This is a genomic window from Nitrosomonas sp., assembly GCF_019635155.1.
GTDB lineage: Bacteria > Pseudomonadota > Gammaproteobacteria > Burkholderiales > Nitrosomonadaceae > Nitrosomonas.
In genome coordinates this window covers 1-23,032 of the sequence record NZ_JAHBZY010000011.1, presented here as the reverse complement: position 1 = coordinate 23,032, position 23,032 = coordinate 1, and the positions used below count along the sequence as shown (strand labels likewise).

The window sequence follows — 23,032 nt, the reverse complement described above, 5'->3', positions numbered from 1 at the left end:
CCGCTTTGGGATCGTTATTTTCTGCTCAAAGTCAAGATGAAACTATCGAATGCCTGATTTTCCCGGCGCAATGATGCCATTTGGGTCCAGTGCCTTTTTCAGTGTTTTATGTACTTTCCGTTGCACCGGGCCATAGGTTTCGGCGACTTTATCCATGAATGCCGTATTGACGCGATATGTTCCATACCCTCGCGCGGAGAATTCGGTCAGTAATTCATCGAAACATTGATAGGCTGCTTTCGTCTGTTCGGGATCGGTCTTGTCGTACAGTACATCGACGATATGATGCATATCGCGCATGCCGACGATGAATTCACCGGAATAATCCAATCCGTATTTCGCAAGAATCTGCTTGGTCAGTGCCATTTGTTTGAGAGTTTCGCTGCCGCGCGCTTGCGAGACCGGTGCGAACCACATCGACCCGCCACCTCCGCGCCAGTTGTATAACGAAAATTCCGTCAACGTCATTTCTCCACGCATGAGCTTGGCGCGGTAAGCAAATGCAGGATCATCGGCTGCTTCCTGCTCTGTCAGGATTTTTGCTTTTCCGGATTGACCGAATGCTTGTGTCACGATCTTCCAGTTCACATCAATCTGTTCCTGTGTACCATAGAGCGCCGCATACACGTTCCAGATTCCCAGTTTGTGATCTTTCATGATCCGATAAACTGCTTCATCCGGGATTGAACCAGGCCCGGAAACATAATCACTACGTTTGGCTTTTACGGGTGCCTCATAGAGCGCATGGGCGATAACCACAGCATTGGGAATGACTCCGCTGATACGCAATGGCCGGATCGTTTCTACGATTTCCACGATGTCTTCTTCGTGTTGGTATTGAATGACAAATGGCTTGAATGCCGGTGGTTCAGGCATCAACCAGAAACCGAATTTGGTGACGATGCCATAGTTGGATTGCGTAAAAATGCCGTCCAGATAAGGGCCATAGCCCCATTTGAATACCTGCCAGGTGTTGGAATTGGGCATTGAGCCCATGCCGGTACGCAGTACTTCTCCATTCGCCAGCACGACTTCCATGCCACAAGCGAACAGGAAGTGTTCACCGTAGGGCGTATAGCCGACACCGCGATCCAACGTATTGCCCACCGGCCCGGCAATGGCTGAAGGTGCGGGCATGGATAACCATAGGCCCAGCTTATGTTCCTTGATGTAATCGTAGAGCTGCTGATAGGTCACGCCCGGTTCGACCAAGGCAAAAGCTAGATCCTTGTCTACTTCGAGAATGCGATTCATGCGTTTGAGATCAAGTACCACCTGACCACGCTCTGCCGGGGCTGCCGAGCCGTAGCCCAGATTCTTTCCGGTGGAAATCATCCATATCGGTACTTTGTATTGATTGCAAACCGCAACGATTTTCTGGATTTGTTCGACGGTTGTGGCCAATAGCGCAGCGGATGGGGTATGGTCGGCATCGGGAACCGGCATCATCGTCTTGATGTACGGTGCAAGTTGTTCCGCGCTAGTGAGAACGGAAGCGTCACCCAATATCTTTCGAAAATCACGTATGGCCGCATCGAAATCTTTTTCTGAGACACCTTTGGGCAATGCGATATATTGACTGGTCATGCTGTTTTCTCCTACACGTCGATGACAAATGAAACGAACTGTTGTCCCGCCAATCCATCATGATCCAGATTGCGGTTACCCGGCCGGTGCACGAAGGCACGCTGGGCACAGGCTTCTTGGTGTATTCCCATCCCTAACGCAGCTGCCACCACCGCGTAACCCGTAGTTTCGATCCAATTCCCAAGCGGCAGGTGTTCAATAAAAGAAGCAGCCGGTCGAGTTGCTAAAGAATCCCAGCTTGTTGATGTTTCCCAGCCAGCTAATTGACTGGCTTCTGGCAGAGTTATGCCAGCGCAATGTAAATGGGTTGCAGATTGATTAGCCAAACCATATGAAGAAAATTGCGGTAACAAGGCATTCATCAATCCAGTTTCATGAGAGGATGCCATCAGAAAATTTTCTCTAATCGAAAAACTGCGCTTGTTTTGAACCAGCATGGATGCCAGCAAGCCGCCTGCACTGTATGCTGGCGATGCCGTTGTCCACCTATGCCGCAGCGATAGCGCAGCATCAGTATTTGATGCCGATACATGCGAACCCAAGGCCAGCAAGCGCCCGTTAGCATTGCGTACAAGTTCAGTGAAAATGGCTGCATGAGCGTAATCCATGACGGCAATCCAGCGCATGTACTTCGATTGTGCCAAAAGGTTGGCAGTGTATTGAGGATCAACCAACAACGTTTCCCCGAGTTGGGATGTGACTAATGAGTCTTGAGCGCCATGACCATAGTAAGCGCAAGCTGCACGCGCACCGGTTGCAAATGCTTCGCCAATAGGGGTGCTGCCCAGCAGTAAATGGCAATCCCGTGTTATGCCGGAAAACACCGCGCTGCTGGAAGCTGCCTGTACAATGCCGGGAATCCCCAAAACCAACAACGTTCCGCCGGTGAGCATGCCCTTGATGAGGTTACGACGAGTTTCATCCATGGATTGTGCCCTCCTTAATGTTGAGCTTCTTTTTTTGAAATGAAATCTGCCAGTTTGATTAATGATTCATCGTCGACTTCTGAGGGGCGAAAGGCGGGCATGGCCCGATTTCCGTTGCGAACGACGCGACGGATATACTCTGACGGCAATTCCCGATTGCGAATTTGCGGACCGACATGGGCTTCATGACAATAAGCGCAAATCTTGGCGTAAATTTCTGCGCCATCCTTCCACGCAAATCCTTGGCTGTTTTTCTCATCCTGCGCTGACCATGCGTTGCTTATCGTTAAAAAGATTGCAAATATGCAACCGGATACCCAATTTTCCAATTTTGTCTTTTTCATACGGATTCTCCATTCCATGATCCTGCTACCACAGAAAACTCGTCACTTTCTTTCCCATAATCCGCCCATTAAATACAGTCTTGGCTATGGGAGAACCGGCGCAAGCGATGCCATAACAAACATGCAATGGCAACAAATGCTCTTCTCGCGGATGACAAAACCGGGCAAACGGCGCTTTTTCCCATTCGATCAATCGTTTTTCGCGCTCTTCAGTTGAAATGGCTGGATTGGCGCATGTTTCAATCAACCATTCATCAAACGCATCATTCTCTTTGCTGCTATCGATATCGTTTGAGAAAAATGTTTTCAAATTATGAAATGACATACCTGAACCAATAATCAGAATATTTTTCTCACGTAAAGACGCAATCGCTTTCCCAAGCGCAATATGCAATCGAGGATTTAAGTTTTTCAGCAATGATAACTGGATGCAAGGAATCTGGGCTTGCGGATACATCAACTTGAGCGGCACAAACAATCCATGATCAAAGCCTCGTTGCTCATCAAGTCTTGCCTGTATTCCGTTCGCTGTTAACAGTGCGTAAATTTCATTAGCCAACTTGGGATTGCCAGGTGCTGCATATTGAATTTTGTAGGCCTCAGCAGAAAATCCATAATAATCATAGATTATTCCGGGGTAGCTATTACTGGTTATCGTTGCTTGTTCCTCTTCCCAGTGAGCGCTGATGACTAAGATTGTGGATGGTTCGCCCAGCGCAGTTGCGATTTCTTTCAGAAAAGAAACCATTTCTTCATGCCCTTTGTCACCAAGAATAGGTAACGGTCCGCCACCGTGCGGTAAATACAAAACAGGCGAAAGGGCTTGTGATACTTGGTTCGTCATTAATAATTCCTGCTAGCGGAAAGTGCGGAAATTATCTTTCTCAAAACCTCCCGTCATCGGGCAAGTTTGTTAGCTATTTGCGCGACATGAGCACCTTGAAAACGCGCAATTCTTATTTCATTGTCTGACGGAAGGCGTTTGCCATCACCACCAGCCAGCGTACTTGCCCCATAGGGCGAACCGCCGGTAATTTCACTCATGTTCATGATTTCCTGACAGGAATAGGGAACGCCCACAATGATCATGCCGTGATGCAGCAAGGTGGTATGGAACGATGTAATCGTGGTTTCCTGTCCGCCATGCTGAGTACCGGTCGACGTGAACACGCTGCCTACTTTACCAATCAGGCCTCCGCTTAGCCATAAGCGGCCAGTCTGATCCAGGAAATTGCGCATTTGCGCGCACATGTTGCCGAAACGTGTTGGCGTGCCAAAGATGATGGCATCATAGTTTGGCAATTCATCCACCGCTGCAATGGGTGCTGCCTGATCAATTTTTGCACCGACCCTTCGTGCCACTTCTTCCGACATGAGTTCGGGAACGCGTTTAACGATAACCTCGGTATTCTCGACACTGCGTACACCTTCAGCCACCGCATTGGCCATAATTTCGATATGACCATACATGCTGTAATACAAGACAAGAATTTTTGCCATGACACACCTCCTGACTGTTGGGGTTGTGAACTCAAACTTTGCCAGAATTAGATAGTACTCGCTTTATATAATATATAAAATTAAAAATTCAGAAATGTTGTTCTTATACTTTCCATGCTTACTCCAGCTTAGTTAAGCGTAGCCGCAATGCATTGACGATCACGCTAACCGAAGATAGCGACATCGCTGCCGCAGCAAAAATCGGGGACAGCAAGATACCAAAGAAAGGATACAGCACTCCGGCTGCGATCGGTATGCCCGCTGTATTGTAGATAAAGGCGAAGAACAAATTCTGGCGGATGTTACGCATGGTTGCTTCGGATAGGCGCCGTGCTCGGACAATGCCCAGCAGATCGCCGCGCAGCAAGGTTATCCCCGCGCTTTCAATGGCAACATCGGTGCCCGTACCCATGGCAATGCCAACATCGGCGGTGGCCAAAGCCGGAGCATCGTTGACACCATCACCCGCCATGGCGACCACTCGCCCTTGCTCGCGCAATTGCGTGACGATTGCCGCTTTTTGATCAGGTAACACTTCCGCTTCCACTTCGTCGATACCCAGCTGCCGGGCGACCGCTTCAGCCGTAGTGCGGTTGTCCCCGGTCAGCATGACGATGCGGATGCCATCGGCGTGCAAAGCTTCGATAGCAGCGGGTGTCGATTCCTTCACCGGATCGGCGATGGCGATAATGCCCGCAATCACGTCATCGACTGTCATGAAGATCACAGTTGCCCCATGTTGACGCAGTTCATCTGCTTGCGCTTCCAACACTTGGGTATCGATATTCAATTCTGCAAGAAACTTGCTATTACCCAGGACAATCCTCTGGTCATCGACGTTGCCGAGTACACCTTTGCCAGCTGGCGAATCAAAGTTGGTTGCCTTGGCCAGCACAATTGAGCGTTCCTTGGCTGCAGTAACGATAGCGGCAGCCAAAGGATGCTCGCTTCCCTGTTCTAAACTGGCCGCAAGGCGCAGTAGCTTGTTTTTACCGATATTGCCTGCGGTGTGAATTGCCGTGACCCTAGGTTTACCTTCGGTCAGCGTACCGGTCTTGTCAATCACGACCGTATCGATCTTTTCCATTCGCTCCAATGCTTCGGCGTTCTTGATCAAGACACCTGCGGTCGCGCCACGTCCGACCCCCACCATGATCGACATCGGTGTCGCCAGACCCAGTGCACATGGACAGGCAATGATCAGTACGCTGACGGCAGCGATCAGTGCATAGGTCATGGCGGGTGGAGGCCCCCAGATCGACCAAGCGGTATAAGCCAGGATAGCGGTCACAATGACTGCCGGGACAAACCAGCTGGCAACGATGTCCACCAAGCGCTGAATCGGTGCGCGTGATCGTTGTGCTTCCGATACCATACGGACGATTTGTGCCAGCATGGTGTCACGCCCAACTTTCTCAGCGCGCATCACAAAACTGCCTTGTCCATTGATGGTGCCGCCAATCACCTGATCTCCGGATTGCTTGCGAACTGGCATGGATTCGCCTGTCACCATCGATTCATCAATATTGGAGCTACCTTCGATCACTTTGCCATCGACAGGTATGCGGTCGCCGGGGCGGACTCTCAGGCGATTGCCAACGACCACCTGATCCAAGTTGATTTCCTCTTCAACATCGCCATCGTCAAGACGGCGGGCTGTGGTTGGTGACAAATTGAGCAAGGCTTTGATCGCACCGGAAGTGCGTTCGCGTGCGCGTAATTCCAGTACTTGACCCAATAACACTAGCACGGTGATGACTGCCGCAGCCTCGAAATAAACTGCGACCGATCCATCACTGCTACGGAAGGCATCGGGAAAGAGATCAGGTACAACGGTTGCGACGATGCTATAGACCCACGCCACACCGGTGCCCATTGCAATGAGTGTGAACATATTGAGTGCGCGGTTTGTTATCGATTGCCAGCCGCGTACAAAGAACGGCCATCCTGCCCACCAGACGACTGGTGTTGCCAGCAACAGTTGCAGCCAATTGGAAGTTTGGGGGGGTACTATATGCGCTAATCCGATCAGATGACCTCCCATTTCCAGGATAAAGACTGGCGCGGTCAATATGAGGCCAATCCAGAAGCGGCGGCTCATGTCCGTGAGTTCCGCACTCGGTCCGGTACTGAGTGATACTTCCGTCGGTTCTAATGCCATGCCGCAAATCGGACAGCTTCCCGGCCCGGTTTGCCGGATTTCCGGGTGCATGGGGCAGGTATAAATAGCGCCGGGCAGGGATTCCCCGGTTGGGGATTTGCCGGTTAAATAGGTATTGGGTTCTACCACGAATTTGCCGTGGCAATGAGCCGAGCAGAAATAATAAGATTTCTCGTCATGTTCAGCGCGGTATTTTGCTGTAGACGTATCGACATGCATGCCGCAGACAGGATCAATTGCCATAAGCGTGTGGCGCAAATGATGTTCATCGTCATGCTGCTCAGGTTCATGATGATCATGCGTCATAACTTGCAGTCCTTTTAGAACGCGAGAACACTGATTCCACTTTACAAACTTTTGCTGCTGATTGTATTTTATGCTTGGATAATTTCTCCCTTTAATCAAGAGTAAAGTGAATTAAGCTGGTTGTCAAATTATTAAAGTCCAGTGTTGCTGAATAGTGTTGCTGAATACTTTACTGTGAGTGTTACTTAGGACTATATTGAGGTATCGAATTGGAATAGTCCTATAACTTATGTCATAAGTAGTTGATAGAAATATCATTGCCATTTTGAGAACATACAATAACCTTTTAAAATGTAGCTGTATTGCAATTGCATGCGCAGATCGCTTTAATTCTATTATCTGCACACTGCATAACAAAAAAGCTGTTTCACTCAAGCAGCTTTCCTCGCAATACCAATCCGTACCAAAGTAACAGGTAGCACCTCAGCAGCACCTCAGATAAATCCCATTTAAACGTAGCAATCAGGATTGGCACATTTTTGTGCCCGTCAGCTTTTGCTCGCCCTAAAAAGGAGAAAAGAAATGTGTAATCCCAAATCAACAAGGGAGCAGCGATCTATTGCGCTGTTTCCATTAGGCCAGATCGTCGCAACGCCCGGCGCATTGGCGCTACTGGATCAGTATGCCATCAATGCGGCTGATCTAATTAAACGTCATCAATCCGGTGATTGGGGCAATGTGCCACCCTGTGATGCAGAAGAAAACCTGCGTTCGATTGAAAACGGCTGGCGCATCCTATCGAGTTACGCCATTAGCGATGATCAGAATTTATGGATCATTACCGAAGCGGATCGCAGTGTCACCACTTTGCTGTTACCCGAGGAATATTGAAACGGTTTTCTATGTTCTAGCTTTCGGATCGACAACAAGCTCTTTTCGGGTGTTATGGGAGCAAAATAAATGAAAACACCCAACGACTTGCCTGCCCGCAAACCCAATGCTGGCGGGCTTTTTTATTTGTGTTCAACTTACGATAACTGATCATTATGACGACCGTGATGATTCTGTTATCAATTACTTAGGAGTTATTTATGAAATTGATTGAGAAACCGGTTACGCCGTTAACCGATGCCGTAGTGGAATTAACCGGCAAAGACGGCAATGCCTTTTTTATTCTGGGGCAAGTACGGCGTGGCATCCTGAATAGCAATCGCCCGGAATTGGCTGAAGAATTCATGCGTGAAGCCACAGCCAGCGATTATGAGCATTTATTGAACGTCTGTATGCGCTACGTCGATGTCCGCTAGGAGTGTGCGATGAAAAATAAACTAATGCTCTCAGGTAATCACACTCGCAAAAAGGTAAACGAATATCTGGCCGCAACACGGGCCAAGAATACCCAACTGGCTTACCAATACGATATTGCCCATTTCCTGAAAAGCGGCGGCAAAATTCCGGCAACACCGCGATGCGTCGCATCCTATCTGGCCGTTCATGCCAATACATTGTCATTGGCGACATTGAACCGGCGTGTGGTGGCCATCAACCATGCTCATAAAGATAAAGGACTGAAATCGCCAACTCGCTCGGCATTGGTAACTGATACTTTGCGCGGTATCCGTCGCATCAACGGTTGCAAGCAACGGCAAGTCATGCCCTTGCTAAAAGCTGATCTGATGAAGATCACAAAGAGACTGAGTGGGTTAATCGGCATCCGTGACAAGGCATTACTGCTGATCGGCTTTGCCGGTGCATTCCGCCGTTCTGAATTGGTGGCGTTACAGGTGGAAGATGTGCGATTTGTAACGGAAGGCGTACTGATCCATGTCCGGCGCAGCAAGACTGATCAAAATGGGGTTGGACGAAAAGTGGCGATCCCTTTTATCAAAGGCCGTCATTGCCCGGTACGTGCATTAAAGACGTGGCTAGAAAAATCAGGCATCAAAACCGGCGCATTGTTTCGCCGCATGAACCGTTTCGATCAAGTCACTGACTATGGATTATGTGCGGCATCGGTGGCTTTGATCGTCAAACAGCGCGCGTGTGAGGCCGGTTTGAATCCGGAACAATATTCAGGCCATAGTCTACGGGCGGGACTGGTTACCAGTGCAGCACAAGCCGGGGTCAGTTCCTGGAAAATCCGCCAGCAAACTGCGCATAAGTCTGATCTGATGTTACAGCGCTATATCCGTGACAGTCAGTTGTTTGTGAATAATGCGGTCAGCCAAATTTGGTAGCCGGTATGGATGATGAGGAAAGTATTATGCCCATCCGGCAAGGTAGTATTGATGGATTGTGTGGCGTGTATTCAGTGATGAATGCAACCGAGATCGTCATTGGTAAATTTCACTATGATCCCAAACTGAAACACAAAGCCAGCCAACGAAGAGTTTTATATAAAAACCTGATTGGATATTTAGCTAAGCATGATCTACTGGAAGATGCGCTGATTTGGGGCTTTAGTGATATTGACGCCAAAGGCGGTTTCATTGATATCGCCATCAAATCCGTCAAAAAGTACCAGAATCGCAAACTGCGCAAACAAATCGCATTCGATACCGACGACGTGACACTGGATCAATACTGGGAAAAACTGACTGAACACCTAAGCCAACCGGACTCGACTGTCATTATCAGCCTGAGCGGTCGTATCAAGCATTGGACTTGCGTCAGAAAAATTACGCCCAATGCGCTGATTCTATCCGACTCATCGGGTATCCGGCGGATTGCCCGGGATCGCTGCACCATTGAAACAGAAAGCCGGGAGTTGTATACCTTGTGGCCGACTTTGACTTATTTGTTGTCGGTCGAAGAAAAATAGACAAAAGAGAAGTTCATGGCATCATCCTGACAGATCGGGGGTTCTAGGATTTATGCTATTCAGATGCGGCCCTAAAAGCGGCCTGTACGGCACGAACCATTGACGGGTGCAATGTACCCAATTTTGGAATCTGCCCATGTGGTGCTGTGGGCGGTACCGAGAACCATTCTGTCGAAAATGGCAATTCAAGAACTTGTCTTAAGTTGAACTTCGTATCGTAACTTAAATTGGCTTCTTCATAGGCTGCCAGATTCTTATCACGAAGAATTGCGAACTCACCTCTATAGAGCTTGGTTGTACGTTGACTGGTGCCATATGCAACACGAACCGTGAATTCTGGTGCATCGTCATCAAAGACCACAAGAATTAAAGCGGGTCTAGGTTTGGGACGCGGATTGATATTGTCCGGGAAATGACACCATACGATATCCCCAGCCGCTGGTTCTGGCCACCATCGAACCATTAAATGTTCTCGGGTTCAAGCAAACTGGAACGCACAGACTTCTTTTTTACCGAAGGTGCCAATTTTTTGATTTGACGCACTTGTGCAGCACTAAGAGGGCCATCGTCTTGCTCGTACTGAGGAAGGATCTTCACGGCAAGTTCATGCAGCGCCAAGTGAATCACTTGGGTTTCATCTACACCCAGACGTTCGGCAAGCTTTTTAGCTGTTTCACGAGTAACGCCGGTTGGACTGTCAAAGTTGCGATATCGAAATGGGATTTGTGGTGAAATGTTTTTTTCTGGCATCATAAGCCTCTGGTTGGTAGATATCAATAAGATATCTACCTATCAAGAAAAAGTCAATGATTTAACCGGCACCCGACTGGTAGCGATCAACATTTCCTGCCGTGTGTTCTGACAATCCCCATCGGCATCTATCCAATGCGGCCAATCTTTGCGATTGTAGGGGCTGATTTGAGCAGGGGCGGCAGTTGATTCGTGCTGAATCGGCGCAACCCGCTTTTCTACCGCACAACCAGAAATTGCCGCCAGAATTGAAACTAACAGGAATAGAACGATATTTTTCAACAGATATACGAATTTTGTTGCTGACGGTGAGATAACTGCAATTGGTATAGGCAGGTAATCGACAAAATAACAGCGGGCAATACAATCTATGTAATTACCCGCTGTTGTGCTATAAATCAGTTGCTTGGATTTTCATTGAACTCCGCGATACATTTTTTAGCGGCCTCAATATTCTCCGTTTTTCTTGGAAAAACAAAACAATGATAGCGACCGATTTTATTGCCTTTCAAAGAGATTTGTCGAGTACTGGTAGTCATTTTTGAATCGGGTAACAAATATCCCTTTGATTGATAATGTTTAAGCAATTCCTTGTAGAGAGATTTTGATACCTGCGACATCATAGTCTTCGGTTTTAAAGCAATAACTTTGGTGCCTTTTATAGTTAACGTAAAACCATCAATCTGTTCAATTTCATCTCTAGTCCAAGATTCTTTCGATCTTAGCGCTGGAAACTCATTCTCTTTCAAGTATTTGACAAACCTTCTGTCACATATATTCAGTCGCTCCTCGAGTGTTTTGGGTCTTATACCCAGAGCTGCTTTATAACAGCGGGAGATTCTGTTGAATATCTGCTTATTGTTAAATGGCAATACTTCATACTCAACCGCCATGCATAATGCAGCATATGCAAGTGCAAAACGGTCGCCAAACCGGTTTGTTGTTCCCTCTGTTGAATCAATATTGAGCTTATTATTAAACTCACTCATGTAGCATTTAATGCAATCACTAACCGTTCTCTCTGCATCTTGTGCATTATGATCAGCAACTAGCTTCTCGAGAAATTCGATCTGCGGTGTCCCGTAATATTTTTGGGTCGCTTCATCTAGGAATTTCACATAACTACTGGCATCAGTATATCCATCAGGTATTGTTTTAAATATACCCAAACCTTCACCAGCATCGGCAGGAATATCAATGATGCGAACTTCCTCACCTTTCATTCGAATGCTACCGCCTTTCTCTGCAAATTCAGCCAGACTAAGTTCTCCCGTGCTAAGCAGGACAACTCTCCAGTTTTTCAGATTAGGGTCATACTTTTTGGATCTGCTTTTTCCCTTTCCTGAGCTTATTACGTGAGTGAATGCAGATGCTTTCTGATGGGCTTTCTTGGAATCGGGATCCAATGTTTTTAACTCATCTAGAGCTAAGTGGCTATCATTGTGGCCATACGCAAGATCTTCGGCTCCTGCTTCAGTGAAGTTCCATGATCGCAAATTCGAGCGCGGACCTGAAATGGAAATCGCCACCTTCTCAGTGGTCGTTTTTCCAATTGAGCTTTTGCCAAAAAGATTGAATCCACCACTCTCAGCATTCACAAAATATAATAAGTATCCAGATAATGCGTTACCTATGGCTAGCATAATACAAGGACTATGCTGAGCTGCAGGTGCCACATTTTCTTTCCAATCCTGCAACGTACCACTTACGCCATAATGCGGCAAATGAGCGGCATGTTCGGGATCTAAGAATAGTGTATGCTTTTTCTGCGGTCCTATTATTTTGCCATTGGGAAGAAGATAGCTTGTTCCATGAAAACCGATTCGATCAACGATTTCTCCTGTTTTATCTGTTTTCTGTTCAAGCAATTTAATAATATCATTCCAATTTTTATCAGCAGGTAATTCGAAATGACGATCAATAAGCCATTCTTTTGATGCTTTGATGTTTAGCAACAGCTTAGTGGGAAACAAATCGATTTTTCTGTCACCAAATTTGTCAACAAATTCGATTGCTTTAAATGATCCTGGTAAATTGTTTTGTCTTTTTACGTCACATAAAACTTTTATATCCATGGTGTGTATTCCTTTAAAATGTATTGGGTTAAATATTTATCTGATCCGGTGATCCGCCGATCTGTGGAACACCAGATCAGCAGATCAGTTATTTATTGAATGCATGCAGATTTAATTACACATTGAAATTAATGTGTTTTTGGCTGAGTAGTGTTGTCAATCATCCCTCCGTAACTCACCCTCCCGTTAGCTCAAACAAGGGGTTATCAGTAACCTTTAGGGGTTTTTACCTTTTAACTCATAGACAGAAGGGGATACTTTGAACTCGTTATTAACAACTCTAACTTTGTATAAAATCATCAGATCACTAAAGGTATAACTATCCAATACAATGAGTGATAGGATGAATTTATACGTTTCTAGTCTATGTTTATCGGTTCTACGTTTACCCGTTACTATGGCTATGTATGCACTAATAGATTGCCATCTCTGTTTGCATAGATAGCTGAGTTGCTTAGGCGGACGTTTCAACCTCTGTACCATCATGGGTCTACTCGTGGGGGTGGTATGTGTACCTTTAGAAGTCGGGCGTTTTTCCTTTCTAAAATACTTTTCCCTTAATATTTCCAGGGGTTCAATGTCGTTCGTTACAAGTAAATGGAAATGGGGAATCCATAGATCAATATCCTCGTGGTAATCAAGTTCAAGGCCGCCGATAACTGGGTTCTGGAAGCCGCTACGGGTTAACTGTTTGCGTACCCTTTCTGTTAGCCGGTTGGGGTCGAAGCTTTCTAGTTCCTCATTTGTCATGGCTTCTGAGTAGTAAATCAGCGTAACTGTGCGTTGGTTAGCTCTGTCGTGCTGTTTAGAAAGCGCGGCCGCTGCGTCGTAGAAACCCCGGCGGTTGTGACGTACACACCGGGGGCAGGCGGGGCTTTCGCAACGGTAATCCTGAGCGCAGTCAGCTAGTTTCTCGGCTAGATCGTGATATCCTCCTTTGATTAGCGCTTTCTGCCTGATCTGTGATTCTTTTTTTGCATCTTCTAAGGTTTCAAAATTCGGCAGATCAGTTCTAATATCGTAGAAATGGCGGCTTTTGCTTTGTTTGTTTGGCGTGAAGGGAAAGGCCATCTTATTTGTCCCCCTTGCTGTTTAGTTGCACTCTGGGGCGAGATTCAACCCACTTTTCCAGCTCGCTTAGCTTGAAAGCGATGGCGCGTTTTCCGATGCGGACGGGAGCCGGGAAGGTGCCGTCGGCTATTCCCCTATAGATACTGCTGCGGGAGAAATTTGTTATCTGAATTGTTTCTTTTAAGCGAGCCAGCTGCGGCTTATTGTTTGTTTCCTGATCTTCATTCTGTTTGTTACCCATATGGTTCTCCTTTTGTTGTCGTAACAAGCAGGAGTGTGATCTTGCTGAAGTCAAGTGGACATGCGAATTAAGGCGTTACTCTTAATTTGTATTGACTTTTAATAACCGATATGGCAATGGGTCGAATTAATAGCGCGGTTTACTATTCTTTGCGAAGGGAAATTAGTTTGATTTCCATAGAAATCAGGAAAGTCACTAATAGTTGGAGGAATTTAGATTTGTAGTTAATACATTGGATGAAAAATATTGCATCAACAATTAATATGCAGATTTATTGTTATATATCTTTTGCAATTTTATTATTTATAATATTTCTATAACCGCCATCACAAAATCCTTCAGCTTGTGTTCTGTATCTACTTATTTCTTTGAGTTCTTTTGTTTGATCACCGAATATAGTGTCTAAAATAGTTTGATCGGTTGGTTTCGATGGATCCTGATCCGCATCAAGAATTCGCAAATAAACATCAAATGGTTTCTCTCTACCCCTAATATCACCATATATCTTCGTCTGTTTATCTTTTAGTAAATTTCCGATTACTTTAAGCTGCATATCTATATCGTGATCAAAGGAAAAATAAGCACATATTTCATTTTTTTCTAATCGTTGAGAAGGCTTTCTAGTAAATATTGTTGGATATATTTGCTCCTCGTCCTCAAAAACAGGAGGGGTAGATTGAAAAGGATCTGTAATCTGGGAACTAGAATGAATTCCAAAGTACTCTCGCATATCCAGAGCATTAGGGTTACCATTTGGAATCAGTGGGACAATTTCTGTTTTTTTATAAATTTCATAATTCCTTAGATATTCGCTGTTTCTTCGAAGGAATTCCCAAGCTATATGGTGTGGTTTTTTACTACTAAGATCATAGAATTTCGCAGTCTTCCAGTCATATCCAGGCCATTTTCTTTCTTTTTTCATATCTGAACTTGAATGTAAAATTTATAAATTAGGTTAATTTAAAAATACGGTATTTTATTTATCAGACTTTAGAAGGATTTAAAGTGAAACAGACACAGGTCATTTCTGTATAGATTTCTTAGAGGGGTTGGATAATCAGCTATGAATGACCGTTTGGATTATGGATAAATATTAGACATACGGAGAATCATTCATTTCCTTGCATTGATCAACTCTTAACCAGCGATAATTTATTTTATCGCTAGTTGAAGATGCCCGATATTTCTGGAATTATTTTGCTTAGCAAACGGTTATCACCTCAAGGTTCATATCGCATAGCCGTATTGTTGCTGGACAGATTATTAACTTTCAGAAAATGGAATTATCTTGGTATCCCCACGACTAGTTGCAAAGATTGAATCTGAAGAGCCGACTCTTCGATTGGCAGTTTTAATTGATGCTGATAATGCTCAGGCAGCCGTCATTGAAGGTCTTCTAGCCGAAATCGCGAGATTTGGGGAAGCTACTGTGAGGCGCATATATGGTGATTTCACTGCCACTGCTAGCTCATCCTGGAAGAAAGTGCTGCAAAAATATGCGATCAAGCCAGTTCAACAGTTCGCCTATACCACCGGCAAGAATGCTACGGATAGCGCTTTGATTATTGATGCGATGGATTTGCTCTATACGCGTAAGTTTGATGGATTCTGTTTGATTACAAGTGACAGTGATTTTACTGGCCTAGCCGTGAGGCTGCGTGAAGAAGGGCTTACAGTTCTTGGATTTGGCGAAAAGAAAACACCTGATGCTTTCCGCAATGCCTGCCACAAGTTTGTGTTTACTGAAATTCTGCGTCCAAGTACAGCAAGCGAATCGGTCGAACTGCCTTCAGAGGTTAAAACTAAAAAGGAGTCTTCCCCCGTTCAGATTTCTACTAAGGTAATTGAGCAAAAAATTCAATTTCCCAAAGAGTTTGTCCTGACAGCACTTGAGCAGTCGGTTGACGATACTGGATGGGCAGGTCTTGGTGCTTTTGGTAGTTACCTGACCAAATTGCAACCCGACTTTGATTCGAGGCTATATGGCTACAAGAAACTTTCTGATCTCGTCAAAGCCAAGACAGATCTATTCATAACAGAAGAACGGCAAGCATCGGGATCGAATCAGAAAGTTCTGTATCTTCGTGCCAGAATACTAGCACCCACTTAATTCCGGTTTCTTTCTACATTAAATTCTATGGGTTATGCGCTGTATTGTTGCGCTAATCCTTCAAGTGTCATGTTTTGTGCAATTGCGTTATGCGGGATCAAAACATAGCGCCAAGGTTTGCCGCCATTGGCCATGGCGTAGTCAGAAGCGTTCTTGCACCACTTGATGGCAGCTTCCATCTTGGCTATAACGATCTGATCGGTCATTTGATTGCTGGCCTTGGGTTCTAGCATGAAAATCGCGTTATTTGTCTCAGCAACAAAATCCGGCTGATATTCAGGATGATCAGCTCCTTGCTTGTAGAAAATCTGGAATTGTCCCTTTGCCGGTTTAAACCACTTGATAGCATCGCGGTCAAGAATGACTGCCAACACACGCTCTGCATCTGAAGCAAACTTCTGAATTGGATACAGACAACGTGTAAAACCGCCGAAAACGTACTTTGACATATTGCTTTTGTCATCAGGCGAGATTCGATAATCCGCAACTGGATCATTGATCGAATAGGTGTAGGCACTAGGTTTAAGTTCCACATATCCTTTACTTACAACCACTTCGTAATCAACTGCCTCTTCCCAACTATGATCTTGCATTTGTGCATGGATAAAGCGTGCAATATCGCGTTGATAACAGCGTAAAACCTTACGCGCCTCATCTTCCGACAGATAATTGCAAAAATGCTTAACGGTCTGCGCAGCCAAGTCATACAACAAGTCTGCTTGATCATCGTAAGAAACATCATCAAAATCCATCAGGCCGCTGACGACATAATCTTCTATCCGCTTTTCTTCAATACCGCCAGCGCCTAAAGTCACTTCATCTCGCTGACTGGTACGCAGGTGCTGTATCCATAATTCATCGGACACCGCGGGGTATTTCAATGTATCCAGTTTTAGAGTGAACGGTCTAAAACCAGCTTTCACTTCTCCCTTGGGTACGATTAGTATGCGTGGAATTTGAATTGATTGTTGGTTCACAAACTCCACCGTTTTAGCCACAACGGCTGCAAAATCCGGTAGTTCTGTCACTCCTTCCAATTCCAGTTGTATGGGGCGATGTTGTTCTTGCACTGCCTTGACGATAGCAGCCTGAACTTCTGGGTTTTTTAAGTGCGCCAATGTGGGCACAGCCTTCGGTTGATTCTCCATCTTGCGGATGATCTCATAAGCAATCTGCGCTACATTTTGTTCTTCTGGCTTGGTGAAAAAAGGCTGCACATCTTGCCCCGCAATTTGTGTGCGGGCAGTTGCATCTGCTGGCTTTATTCCTAATTGGGTAGCTACTTGGGATTGAGAAACAATAGTTGCTGTCTTTTGATCGAGTTCATCATTATCCAGTACCACTGCCTTTAGATGAATGGCGGAATCGGGTCGGTTTGCTTCGTCGATTATTTCCTGAAACTTATCATGTGCCACAATATTTAGCCTATCAACCGCCGTTACACCTGTACGCTTACCATAAGGCAAACGCAAACCACGACCAATGGATTGTTCAATCAGGGTACGTGCATTGGCAGCACGCAACGGCACAATAGTATAGAGATTGGTTACGTCCCAACCTTCTTTCAGCATATTGACGTGAATGACGATCTCAGTTGGCTCTTCAGTGTGCTCCACCTTCAATAGCCGCTCGATCATTTCTTCTTCATCCGCACCGGTTCGGCTTGAATCAACCTGAATGACCTTGTCTTTGTAGCGTCCTTCGAAGAAACCATCGGATTGGATCAACGCCAATAACTGCCCAGCATGAGTCGTATCTCGGGCAATCACCAGCAGGAATGGCTTAACGATAGGATTGCTGGTTTCTCTGGCATAAGTTTCCAACTCGACTTTTACGCTCTCGTGCAGGCGCATCCCATCTTCCAGTTTCATGCGTTCGATTTCTTCTGGCGACATACCTGTCGGATTGAAATTCTTGCGCGTCACCACGGCGGGTTCTTTTACAAAACCATCTTCCATCGCCTTTCCCAATGGGTAATCAAGAATGACATTCTTAAATGGCACCGCACCTCGAGTTCCTTCTACGAAAGGGGTAGCCGTCAACTCCAAACCAAGAATTGGTTTTAACTCGTTGATCGCTTTGATTCCTGCGCTGGCACGGTAGCGATGCGATTCATCCATCAAAAGCACCAAGTCGGGTAGTCCGGCCAGATAGTCGAAATAGCTTTCGCCGATATACTCAGATAATCGCTTGATGCGCGGAGCTTTGCCACCCCGCACCTCGGAATTGATTTTAGAGATATTGAAAATATTGATGCGTATACCGCCAAATAACGTGCCACTGACAGGATCATGCTGATTGTAATTGTCACCCGTGATAATGGCTGGTGTATCAATGGCAAATTCCGAGATACCCTTGAATACATATTTAGGATGCGTGCGGTCACTGAAATCCGTGATCAGTTTATTGTAGATCGTCAAATTCGGTGCCAGCACAAAGAAATTGTTGATGCCATGCGCCAAATGCAGATAACTGATGAATGCGCCCATCAATCGGGTTTTACCGACACCTGTCGCCAGTGCAAAGCACAATGACGGAAACTCGCGTTCGAAATCTGTGACGGATGGAAATTCACTGCGAATAATCTCCAATGTCGCAATTAGATTACTATCTTTTCTTGGCGGAGCAATCTCCGTGATCCGATCCAGAATTTCTAACGAACGGCGCTGCGGTGCACGCAAGCTGAGCCTTCCGGCAATGGCGTTGACATGACGATTCATCGCGGCTTTGGTTCTCCGCTTGGCTTTATATGCACACACTTACCATCGCGCAAGACGACGAGTTCAGTGTTTGTGTTGGCCGCCAATTGTCTCGCCCGCTGTGCAGCACGGCGAATTGCAACCAAAGAACCCGCTAAATCCGGATCTTTTGCCAGTTTAATACTTTTTTGGTTCATGCTTTTTCTCCCCAATTAATCAGCACCGGCTCATCGCCTGCATTGTCATACAACGCCCAAGCATCCACTTCATCACGATAAATCTGCTCAAATTCTTTCATCCGCAGATTTCGCAGATCCAAAACCAAGCGCTTCTGTTCGAGGCTTCTATTACCAAAATTCGGCAGCAATCCACGCGGCTTACCGCTTGTGCTTTCAGGTAATTAATGTTTTGTTTCAAAACAGCCCCTGTTGTCCGGGTTTAACTGGAGCTTTCGGCAGATTCTCCACCTGCAGCGAATAATCATCATGCCCCCATTCACAGCGCGATAGCACCTGCTTAGGGATTTTCTTTACGGTGAGATTCGGATAATCACCCCGGCCACGGAAAGCAGTACACAATACCAATAAACTTCGTTCCGCCCCCACTTCGTCGGAAAGCTGCTGCAATTGCTCGTGATTCAGATTTGCTGTGGTGACGTAGATAAAATCTCGTTCGGTGGAATGTCCGTGCATCCAGTAATGCACTTCAGAAGGCGCATAGGTGAATCCTTCCAGCTTGCATAAGGCTTGCGCCAGCATCTCGGCGTTGTATTCTTTGTTAATAACCCACTGCCCATAAGCATCCTGCTGCAACAGGCTAGGTGCGAGTTTGTAATAACGAAAACCACCGCCACCTTGCCAATTCACTGTCTTGCTGATGCCACCTTGGTCTTCACCATCAATTACTTTTTGCAAGCGCGGGATGATGTGTGTGTGGCAATGTTCACCCAATTCCACCATAATCCAGCGGCGATTCATCTTTTGCGCAACTGCACCAGTGGTGCCGGAACCTGCGAACGAATCGAGCACCAAGTCGCCAGGTTTGGTGGCCAATTCCAAGCATCTTTTGATTAAAGCTTCTGGTTTCTTACCTTTAGGAAATTCCACTCCGCCTTCATTGTGTAGATTATTCGAAAGCACGTCATCCCAAATGCTCGTGAGTGGCTCTCCTGCAACATATTCACCATCAACAATCTTCAACTTTTCTGCATAAAAAAGAATACGTTCTCCGTTTACGAAGAACATATCAGAATAGCCTTCTCTCATCAGTTTAAATACCTGATCTGGTTTACTCTTGGACTCATCAATCATTTTCCGAGCAGCTTCGCTTACGGCAGAATAGTCAGGTCTTGCCTGACGAATAACCCTCTGTGCATTTCTTAAAATAAACTCTGAGAGCTTCTCTTCGTACTCATCGCCAATGACTTTTTTGAGTCCCTTCTCGGGGAGCTTGAGATCACGAGCAAAAGCCTGTGTCAGCGTAATAAAACGCCAGCCCTCATAAGGTTTATCAAAATTTTCGATAAACTGTCCATATCGTTTATCTCGTTCGGCTCTAGCTGTATATAGACGACTTGGCATCCAAGCACTTTTTTTCTTTGCATAGATCAACAAAAAGTTTGAAGTGCTGACTACGCCTGGATTGATTGATTTATGCCCAGTAGCAGAACCTTGTTTGAAGGTAACTATGGACACTCGATTTGTCCGCTCAAATATTTCATCTAACAGAACAATTAAATAACCGAGTTCGTTATCGTCAATGTGAACAAAGAGAGTTCCATCGTCCGTCATCAGCCTCCAGATTATTTGAAGCCGATCTCGAACCAGGCCGAGCCACAAAGAATGCTCAATGCCATCATCATAGTGCTCAAATGCCTGCTGCGTATTAAATGGCGGGTCTATGTAAACGCACTTCACTTTACTCGAGAATTCCTGCTCTAGCGCCTTCAACGCCAGCAAATTGTCACCAAAGATCAGACGATTATCAAAGATGTCATGATCTGTAATCCGATGTTTTGCGTGATACGACTTCTCCGGACCTTCCAGCAGAATGCGCGGCTCCAGCTTAGGCCGGTTCTCCTTGCCGACCCAGGTGAGTTCGAGTTTTTGTTTTTTCTGCATAAAGTTCTTTCAATCAAACGCCAAGACGCACTCTAGCCTGCACCTGTACACGAACACGCGCTTGAATTTGAGTGTACAGACGAGCCTCAAGATTTTCGCGGTCGCTGACCGAGACCACCAGGGCGTAGTTTTCTTCATCCAGACAAATTGCGCGTCCCCACTCTTTGTCCTGGCGTGTAACCACGACGAACCATTTCTGCTTTGGTGATAGCTGTTTCAATGTCCAGATTGAGGACTGTACCGTGCATCGTTCTCGTTCTTGTGACGTAATAATCCGATTGCTTGCTGCGGAATCGCCGCTGGTGTCTTCTTCCTTTTTCAATGCTTGATTAAAATGCCGCTGCACCTCATCCAGGGAGTTCCCTTTGACCAAGCGATAGCTTATTTTGGTCGCTACATATTCCATGCGCGTGGTTTTTACGGGTGGACAATAAGCCAGTGTCACCCTGATCTGGCGTGTAGCGCGGTTGCTGCGCAAAAACTCATCAGGCAATGGCAGTTCGTAAAACTGATGGCTGTCGTTCTCGATGGCTGATTCGGTAAGGAGTACTACCTTGTCATCTGTAGAGCGAAACAGCGTGTCGGTATTGACCTTGCCGTAGCCCACAATATGGCGCATATGTTCTTGCATCTGTTTGGGGAAAGCAGAAATACAAGCGGATGGAACATCGGCGTGATTGACCAGCAATGCCCTCAGCAGGTTTGCCGATGCGCGTGGAAAACTGTTGAGCACGCGCCCTGCCAAATGAGTGACATAGGGTGCAGAAAAGCTCGTGCCGGAAATGTCTTTGAGCAGAGTAGAACCGATGAAGTTATGATTCGGAACCAGAACGCCAAGGCGACGATTATCTTTGTGAATCTGCTGCCCTTCATGCCGCATCGGTGATGCCAAGTTCCCCCCATGCGCAACCAGGTCTGGTTTGATTGCGCCCTTGATAGAAGGGCCGTGGCGTGTAAATGGGGCGGGCTGATCTTCCGATGCTGGGCTTAACGCATTGATATCCCTGTCTCCGTATCTCTGTTCGTCCAAATTTGCGGTGTGGTTTGCCAACGCGCCGATGGTCAGCACATTCAATGCTGGTGCCGGATCAATAATGAAAGACTCCGGGGCTAACAGGTATTCTGGATACTCTGCCCGCCAATCCGACTTGGGTATCGTTTCGGTACCGCGAAAGTTACCAGCCGAAACCACGAACAGAATGTCATATTCCCGCGCAAGTCTGTCTAGCGTATAGGCAATCCCACGAATATGTCGACCATCATAGGGAACGTTCTCGTTTCCAAGGGAAAGATTAAAAATCCTGCATCCTAACTCTCCCGCGAAATACTCGACAGCCTTTTCGATGGTCTGCTCGATGGTTTTCTCATCAAATACCGCCTCGTTTGTGCCGACAGCTTTGGTCATAATCTTACCACTGCACAGTACTAGCTCAGGCTTCCATTGATTTGCGGCAAGGCATTCCTCGATATTTCCGTACAAGGCAATCCCAGCCACGGCAGTACCGTGCCCGACGTCGTCTTCAGCGTCTTGGCCTGCTATGTAACTTTCGGCCTCACCGAATGCTGCTCGCAGCAAAGGGTGATTGCTGTTGATGCCGCTGTCGAGGATACATACTTTTGCTGCACCCGATGGAGGTGCACTGATCCCATCAATATGAGGCGTAACAAGTACATCCATTTGCTGGTAGGTAATTCCCGTGCGTGGCGGCAAGTCCACCAAACGAACATCTCTATGTTCCAAAAGATGCGCGACTTGTTCTTTCGTTACATCAAGCCGATACAATAAAAGGCTATCCCGGTTAATCCGGTCTATCTGATGAATACCATGAGTTTTGATCCATTCTTCAAACCGATGCACGGTTGATGTCCGCTCCGGGCTATGCACACCACCCAACGGCCATAGCTCAACATCTAGCTTGAACGTGGCCGAATCAGGAATGCCAAAATGTTTGATCGCCCAGCTTTCCCTGTCTTCTCGACGCCAATTGCCGATGCCATCAAGAGCGAGCAACAAATTCTGATAGCTTAGATCCTGACCTTCAGGAAGACCCAATCGGGCAAGATGATCGGCAAATTCAGCCAAGCCTTGTTCTGATGTGAAGACAATGCAAACAGTTTTGTCTTCCTGACTGATGAACTCGACACCATGCTTATTGAGCTTGCCGAGATCGAGGCTGCCGGAATAACTCAATTTGAGAACGAGATTTCCGTCTTCTGCTCCTGGCTGCGCTTTGGCAACTTGGGCTGCCTCACTTAATGCTGTACCTAGAAATCGTCCATGGGCTGCCGGATCAGGGCGAACAATTCCTTTAATACTTCTCTGCTTCGCTGTGCGTCGATCATTGATAAGTGGCTCTTTCTCAATGCGAATATGCTCATAG

General features: G+C 46.3%; 23 protein-coding genes. 5 read left to right on the top strand and 18 right to left on the bottom strand.

The features are described from left to right. Positions 1-42 precede the first annotated feature (42 nt). The 6 genes from KF839_RS08985 to KF839_RS08960 form a co-directional block, all read right to left on the bottom strand. On the bottom strand, positions 43-1,587 hold the full coding sequence (locus KF839_RS08985; protein WP_292917500.1) for an FAD-binding oxidoreductase: 1,545 nt from the start codon (positions 1,585-1,587) through the stop codon (positions 43-45). A gap of 11 nt (positions 1,588-1,598) precedes the next feature. After that, positions 1,599-2,513: a hypothetical protein gene (locus KF839_RS08980; protein ID WP_292917499.1), complete on the bottom strand. Its 915-nt coding sequence runs from the start codon at positions 2,511-2,513 to the stop codon at positions 1,599-1,601. Positions 2,514-2,527: 14 nt separating this feature from the next. Continuing rightward, positions 2,528-2,857 carry a c-type cytochrome gene (locus KF839_RS08975; protein WP_292917498.1) on the bottom strand — a complete coding sequence of 110 codons (330 nt, stop codon included), beginning with the start codon at positions 2,855-2,857 and terminating at the stop codon, positions 2,528-2,530. Between the two features lie 25 nt (positions 2,858-2,882). Next, on the bottom strand, positions 2,883-3,701 hold the full coding sequence (locus KF839_RS08970; protein ID WP_292917497.1) for a DODA-type extradiol aromatic ring-opening family dioxygenase: 819 nt from the start codon (positions 3,699-3,701) through the stop codon (positions 2,883-2,885). Between the two features lie 53 nt (positions 3,702-3,754). After that, positions 3,755-4,357: an NAD(P)H:quinone oxidoreductase gene (wrbA, locus tag KF839_RS08965; RefSeq protein WP_292917496.1), complete on the bottom strand. Its 603-nt coding sequence runs from the start codon at positions 4,355-4,357 to the stop codon at positions 3,755-3,757. Positions 4,358-4,475: 118 nt separating this feature from the next. Further along, on the bottom strand, positions 4,476-6,824 hold the full coding sequence (locus KF839_RS08960) for a heavy metal translocating P-type ATPase (protein ID WP_292917495.1): 2,349 nt from the start codon (positions 6,822-6,824) through the stop codon (positions 4,476-4,478). Between the two features lie 522 nt (positions 6,825-7,346). On the opposite strand from KF839_RS08960, the gene KF839_RS08955 reads away from it, so the two are divergent. From KF839_RS08955 to KF839_RS08940, 4 genes are all read left to right on the top strand, one after another. Then, positions 7,347-7,655: a hypothetical protein gene (locus KF839_RS08955; RefSeq protein ID WP_292917494.1), complete on the top strand. Its 309-nt coding sequence runs from the start codon at positions 7,347-7,349 to the stop codon at positions 7,653-7,655. 200 nt (positions 7,656-7,855) lie between these two features. Further along, positions 7,856-8,071, top strand: coding sequence for a hypothetical protein (locus KF839_RS08950; protein WP_292917493.1), 216 nt, complete (start codon positions 7,856-7,858; stop codon positions 8,069-8,071). 9 nt (positions 8,072-8,080) lie between these two features. Next, positions 8,081-9,001 carry a site-specific integrase gene (locus tag KF839_RS08945; protein WP_292917492.1) on the top strand — a complete coding sequence of 307 codons (921 nt, stop codon included), beginning with the start codon at positions 8,081-8,083 and terminating at the stop codon, positions 8,999-9,001. 26 nt (positions 9,002-9,027) lie between these two features. Continuing rightward, the gene (locus KF839_RS08940) at positions 9,028-9,585 is read left to right on the top strand and encodes a hypothetical protein (RefSeq protein ID WP_292917491.1); all 558 of its coding nucleotides are present in this window, start codon (positions 9,028-9,030) and stop codon (positions 9,583-9,585) included. A 55-nt stretch (positions 9,586-9,640) separates the two neighbouring features. Here KF839_RS08940 and KF839_RS08935 read toward each other — a convergent pair whose 3' ends face one another. From KF839_RS08935 to KF839_RS08905, 7 genes are all read right to left on the bottom strand, one after another. After that, complete coding sequence (locus KF839_RS08935) at positions 9,641-10,048, bottom strand: type II toxin-antitoxin system PemK/MazF family toxin (protein WP_292917490.1); 408 nt, start codon at positions 10,046-10,048, stop codon at positions 9,641-9,643. Next, positions 10,048-10,338, bottom strand: a complete 291-nt coding sequence (locus KF839_RS08930; RefSeq protein ID WP_292917489.1) for a hypothetical protein — start codon at positions 10,336-10,338, stop codon at positions 10,048-10,050. Before KF839_RS08930 ends, KF839_RS08935 begins: the two co-directional genes overlap by 1 nt. A gap of 39 nt (positions 10,339-10,377) precedes the next feature. After that, entirely contained in the window at positions 10,378-10,617 is a 240-nt protein-coding gene (locus KF839_RS08925) for a hypothetical protein (RefSeq protein ID WP_292917488.1), read from the bottom strand. A gap of 116 nt (positions 10,618-10,733) precedes the next feature. Then, the gene (locus tag KF839_RS08920) at positions 10,734-12,410 is read right to left on the bottom strand and encodes a DUF927 domain-containing protein (RefSeq protein ID WP_292917487.1); all 1,677 of its coding nucleotides are present in this window, start codon (positions 12,408-12,410) and stop codon (positions 10,734-10,736) included. Between the two features lie 216 nt (positions 12,411-12,626). Continuing rightward, positions 12,627-13,481, bottom strand: a complete 855-nt coding sequence (locus KF839_RS08915; protein WP_292917486.1) for a hypothetical protein — start codon at positions 13,479-13,481, stop codon at positions 12,627-12,629. 1 nt (position 13,482) lies between these two features. Beyond that, complete coding sequence (locus KF839_RS08910) at positions 13,483-13,722, bottom strand: helix-turn-helix transcriptional regulator (protein WP_292917485.1); 240 nt, start codon at positions 13,720-13,722, stop codon at positions 13,483-13,485. Positions 13,723-13,999: 277 nt separating this feature from the next. After that, the gene (locus KF839_RS08905) at positions 14,000-14,644 is read right to left on the bottom strand and encodes a transcriptional regulator domain-containing protein (RefSeq protein WP_292917484.1); all 645 of its coding nucleotides are present in this window, start codon (positions 14,642-14,644) and stop codon (positions 14,000-14,002) included. A gap of 366 nt (positions 14,645-15,010) precedes the next feature. On the opposite strand from KF839_RS08905, the gene KF839_RS08900 reads away from it, so the two are divergent. Then, positions 15,011-15,832: an NYN domain-containing protein gene (locus KF839_RS08900; protein WP_292917483.1), complete on the top strand. Its 822-nt coding sequence runs from the start codon at positions 15,011-15,013 to the stop codon at positions 15,830-15,832. A 32-nt stretch (positions 15,833-15,864) separates the two neighbouring features. On the opposite strand, the gene KF839_RS08895 is transcribed toward KF839_RS08900, so the two are convergent. The 5 genes from KF839_RS08895 to KF839_RS08875 all read right to left on the bottom strand — a co-directional run. Then, entirely contained in the window at positions 15,865-18,552 is a 2,688-nt protein-coding gene (locus KF839_RS08895; protein ID WP_292917482.1) for a DEAD/DEAH box helicase, read from the bottom strand. After that, a complete protein-coding gene (locus tag KF839_RS08890) occupies positions 18,549-18,728 on the bottom strand; it encodes a hypothetical protein (protein WP_292917481.1) in 180 nt (59 codons plus the stop codon). The genes KF839_RS08895 and KF839_RS08890 overlap by 4 nt, the downstream gene beginning before the upstream one ends. Then, positions 18,725-18,850 carry a hypothetical protein gene (locus KF839_RS08885; protein ID WP_292917480.1) on the bottom strand — a complete coding sequence of 42 codons (126 nt, stop codon included), beginning with the start codon at positions 18,848-18,850 and terminating at the stop codon, positions 18,725-18,727. Before KF839_RS08885 ends, KF839_RS08890 begins: the two co-directional genes overlap by 4 nt. Before the next feature lie 94 nt (positions 18,851-18,944). Next, the gene (locus KF839_RS08880; RefSeq protein ID WP_292917479.1) at positions 18,945-20,651 is read right to left on the bottom strand and encodes a site-specific DNA-methyltransferase; all 1,707 of its coding nucleotides are present in this window, start codon (positions 20,649-20,651) and stop codon (positions 18,945-18,947) included. 13 nt (positions 20,652-20,664) lie between these two features. After that, positions 20,665-23,032 (bottom strand): S8 family peptidase (locus KF839_RS08875; protein WP_292917478.1); only part of this gene is annotated, 2,368 nt, incomplete at its 5' end.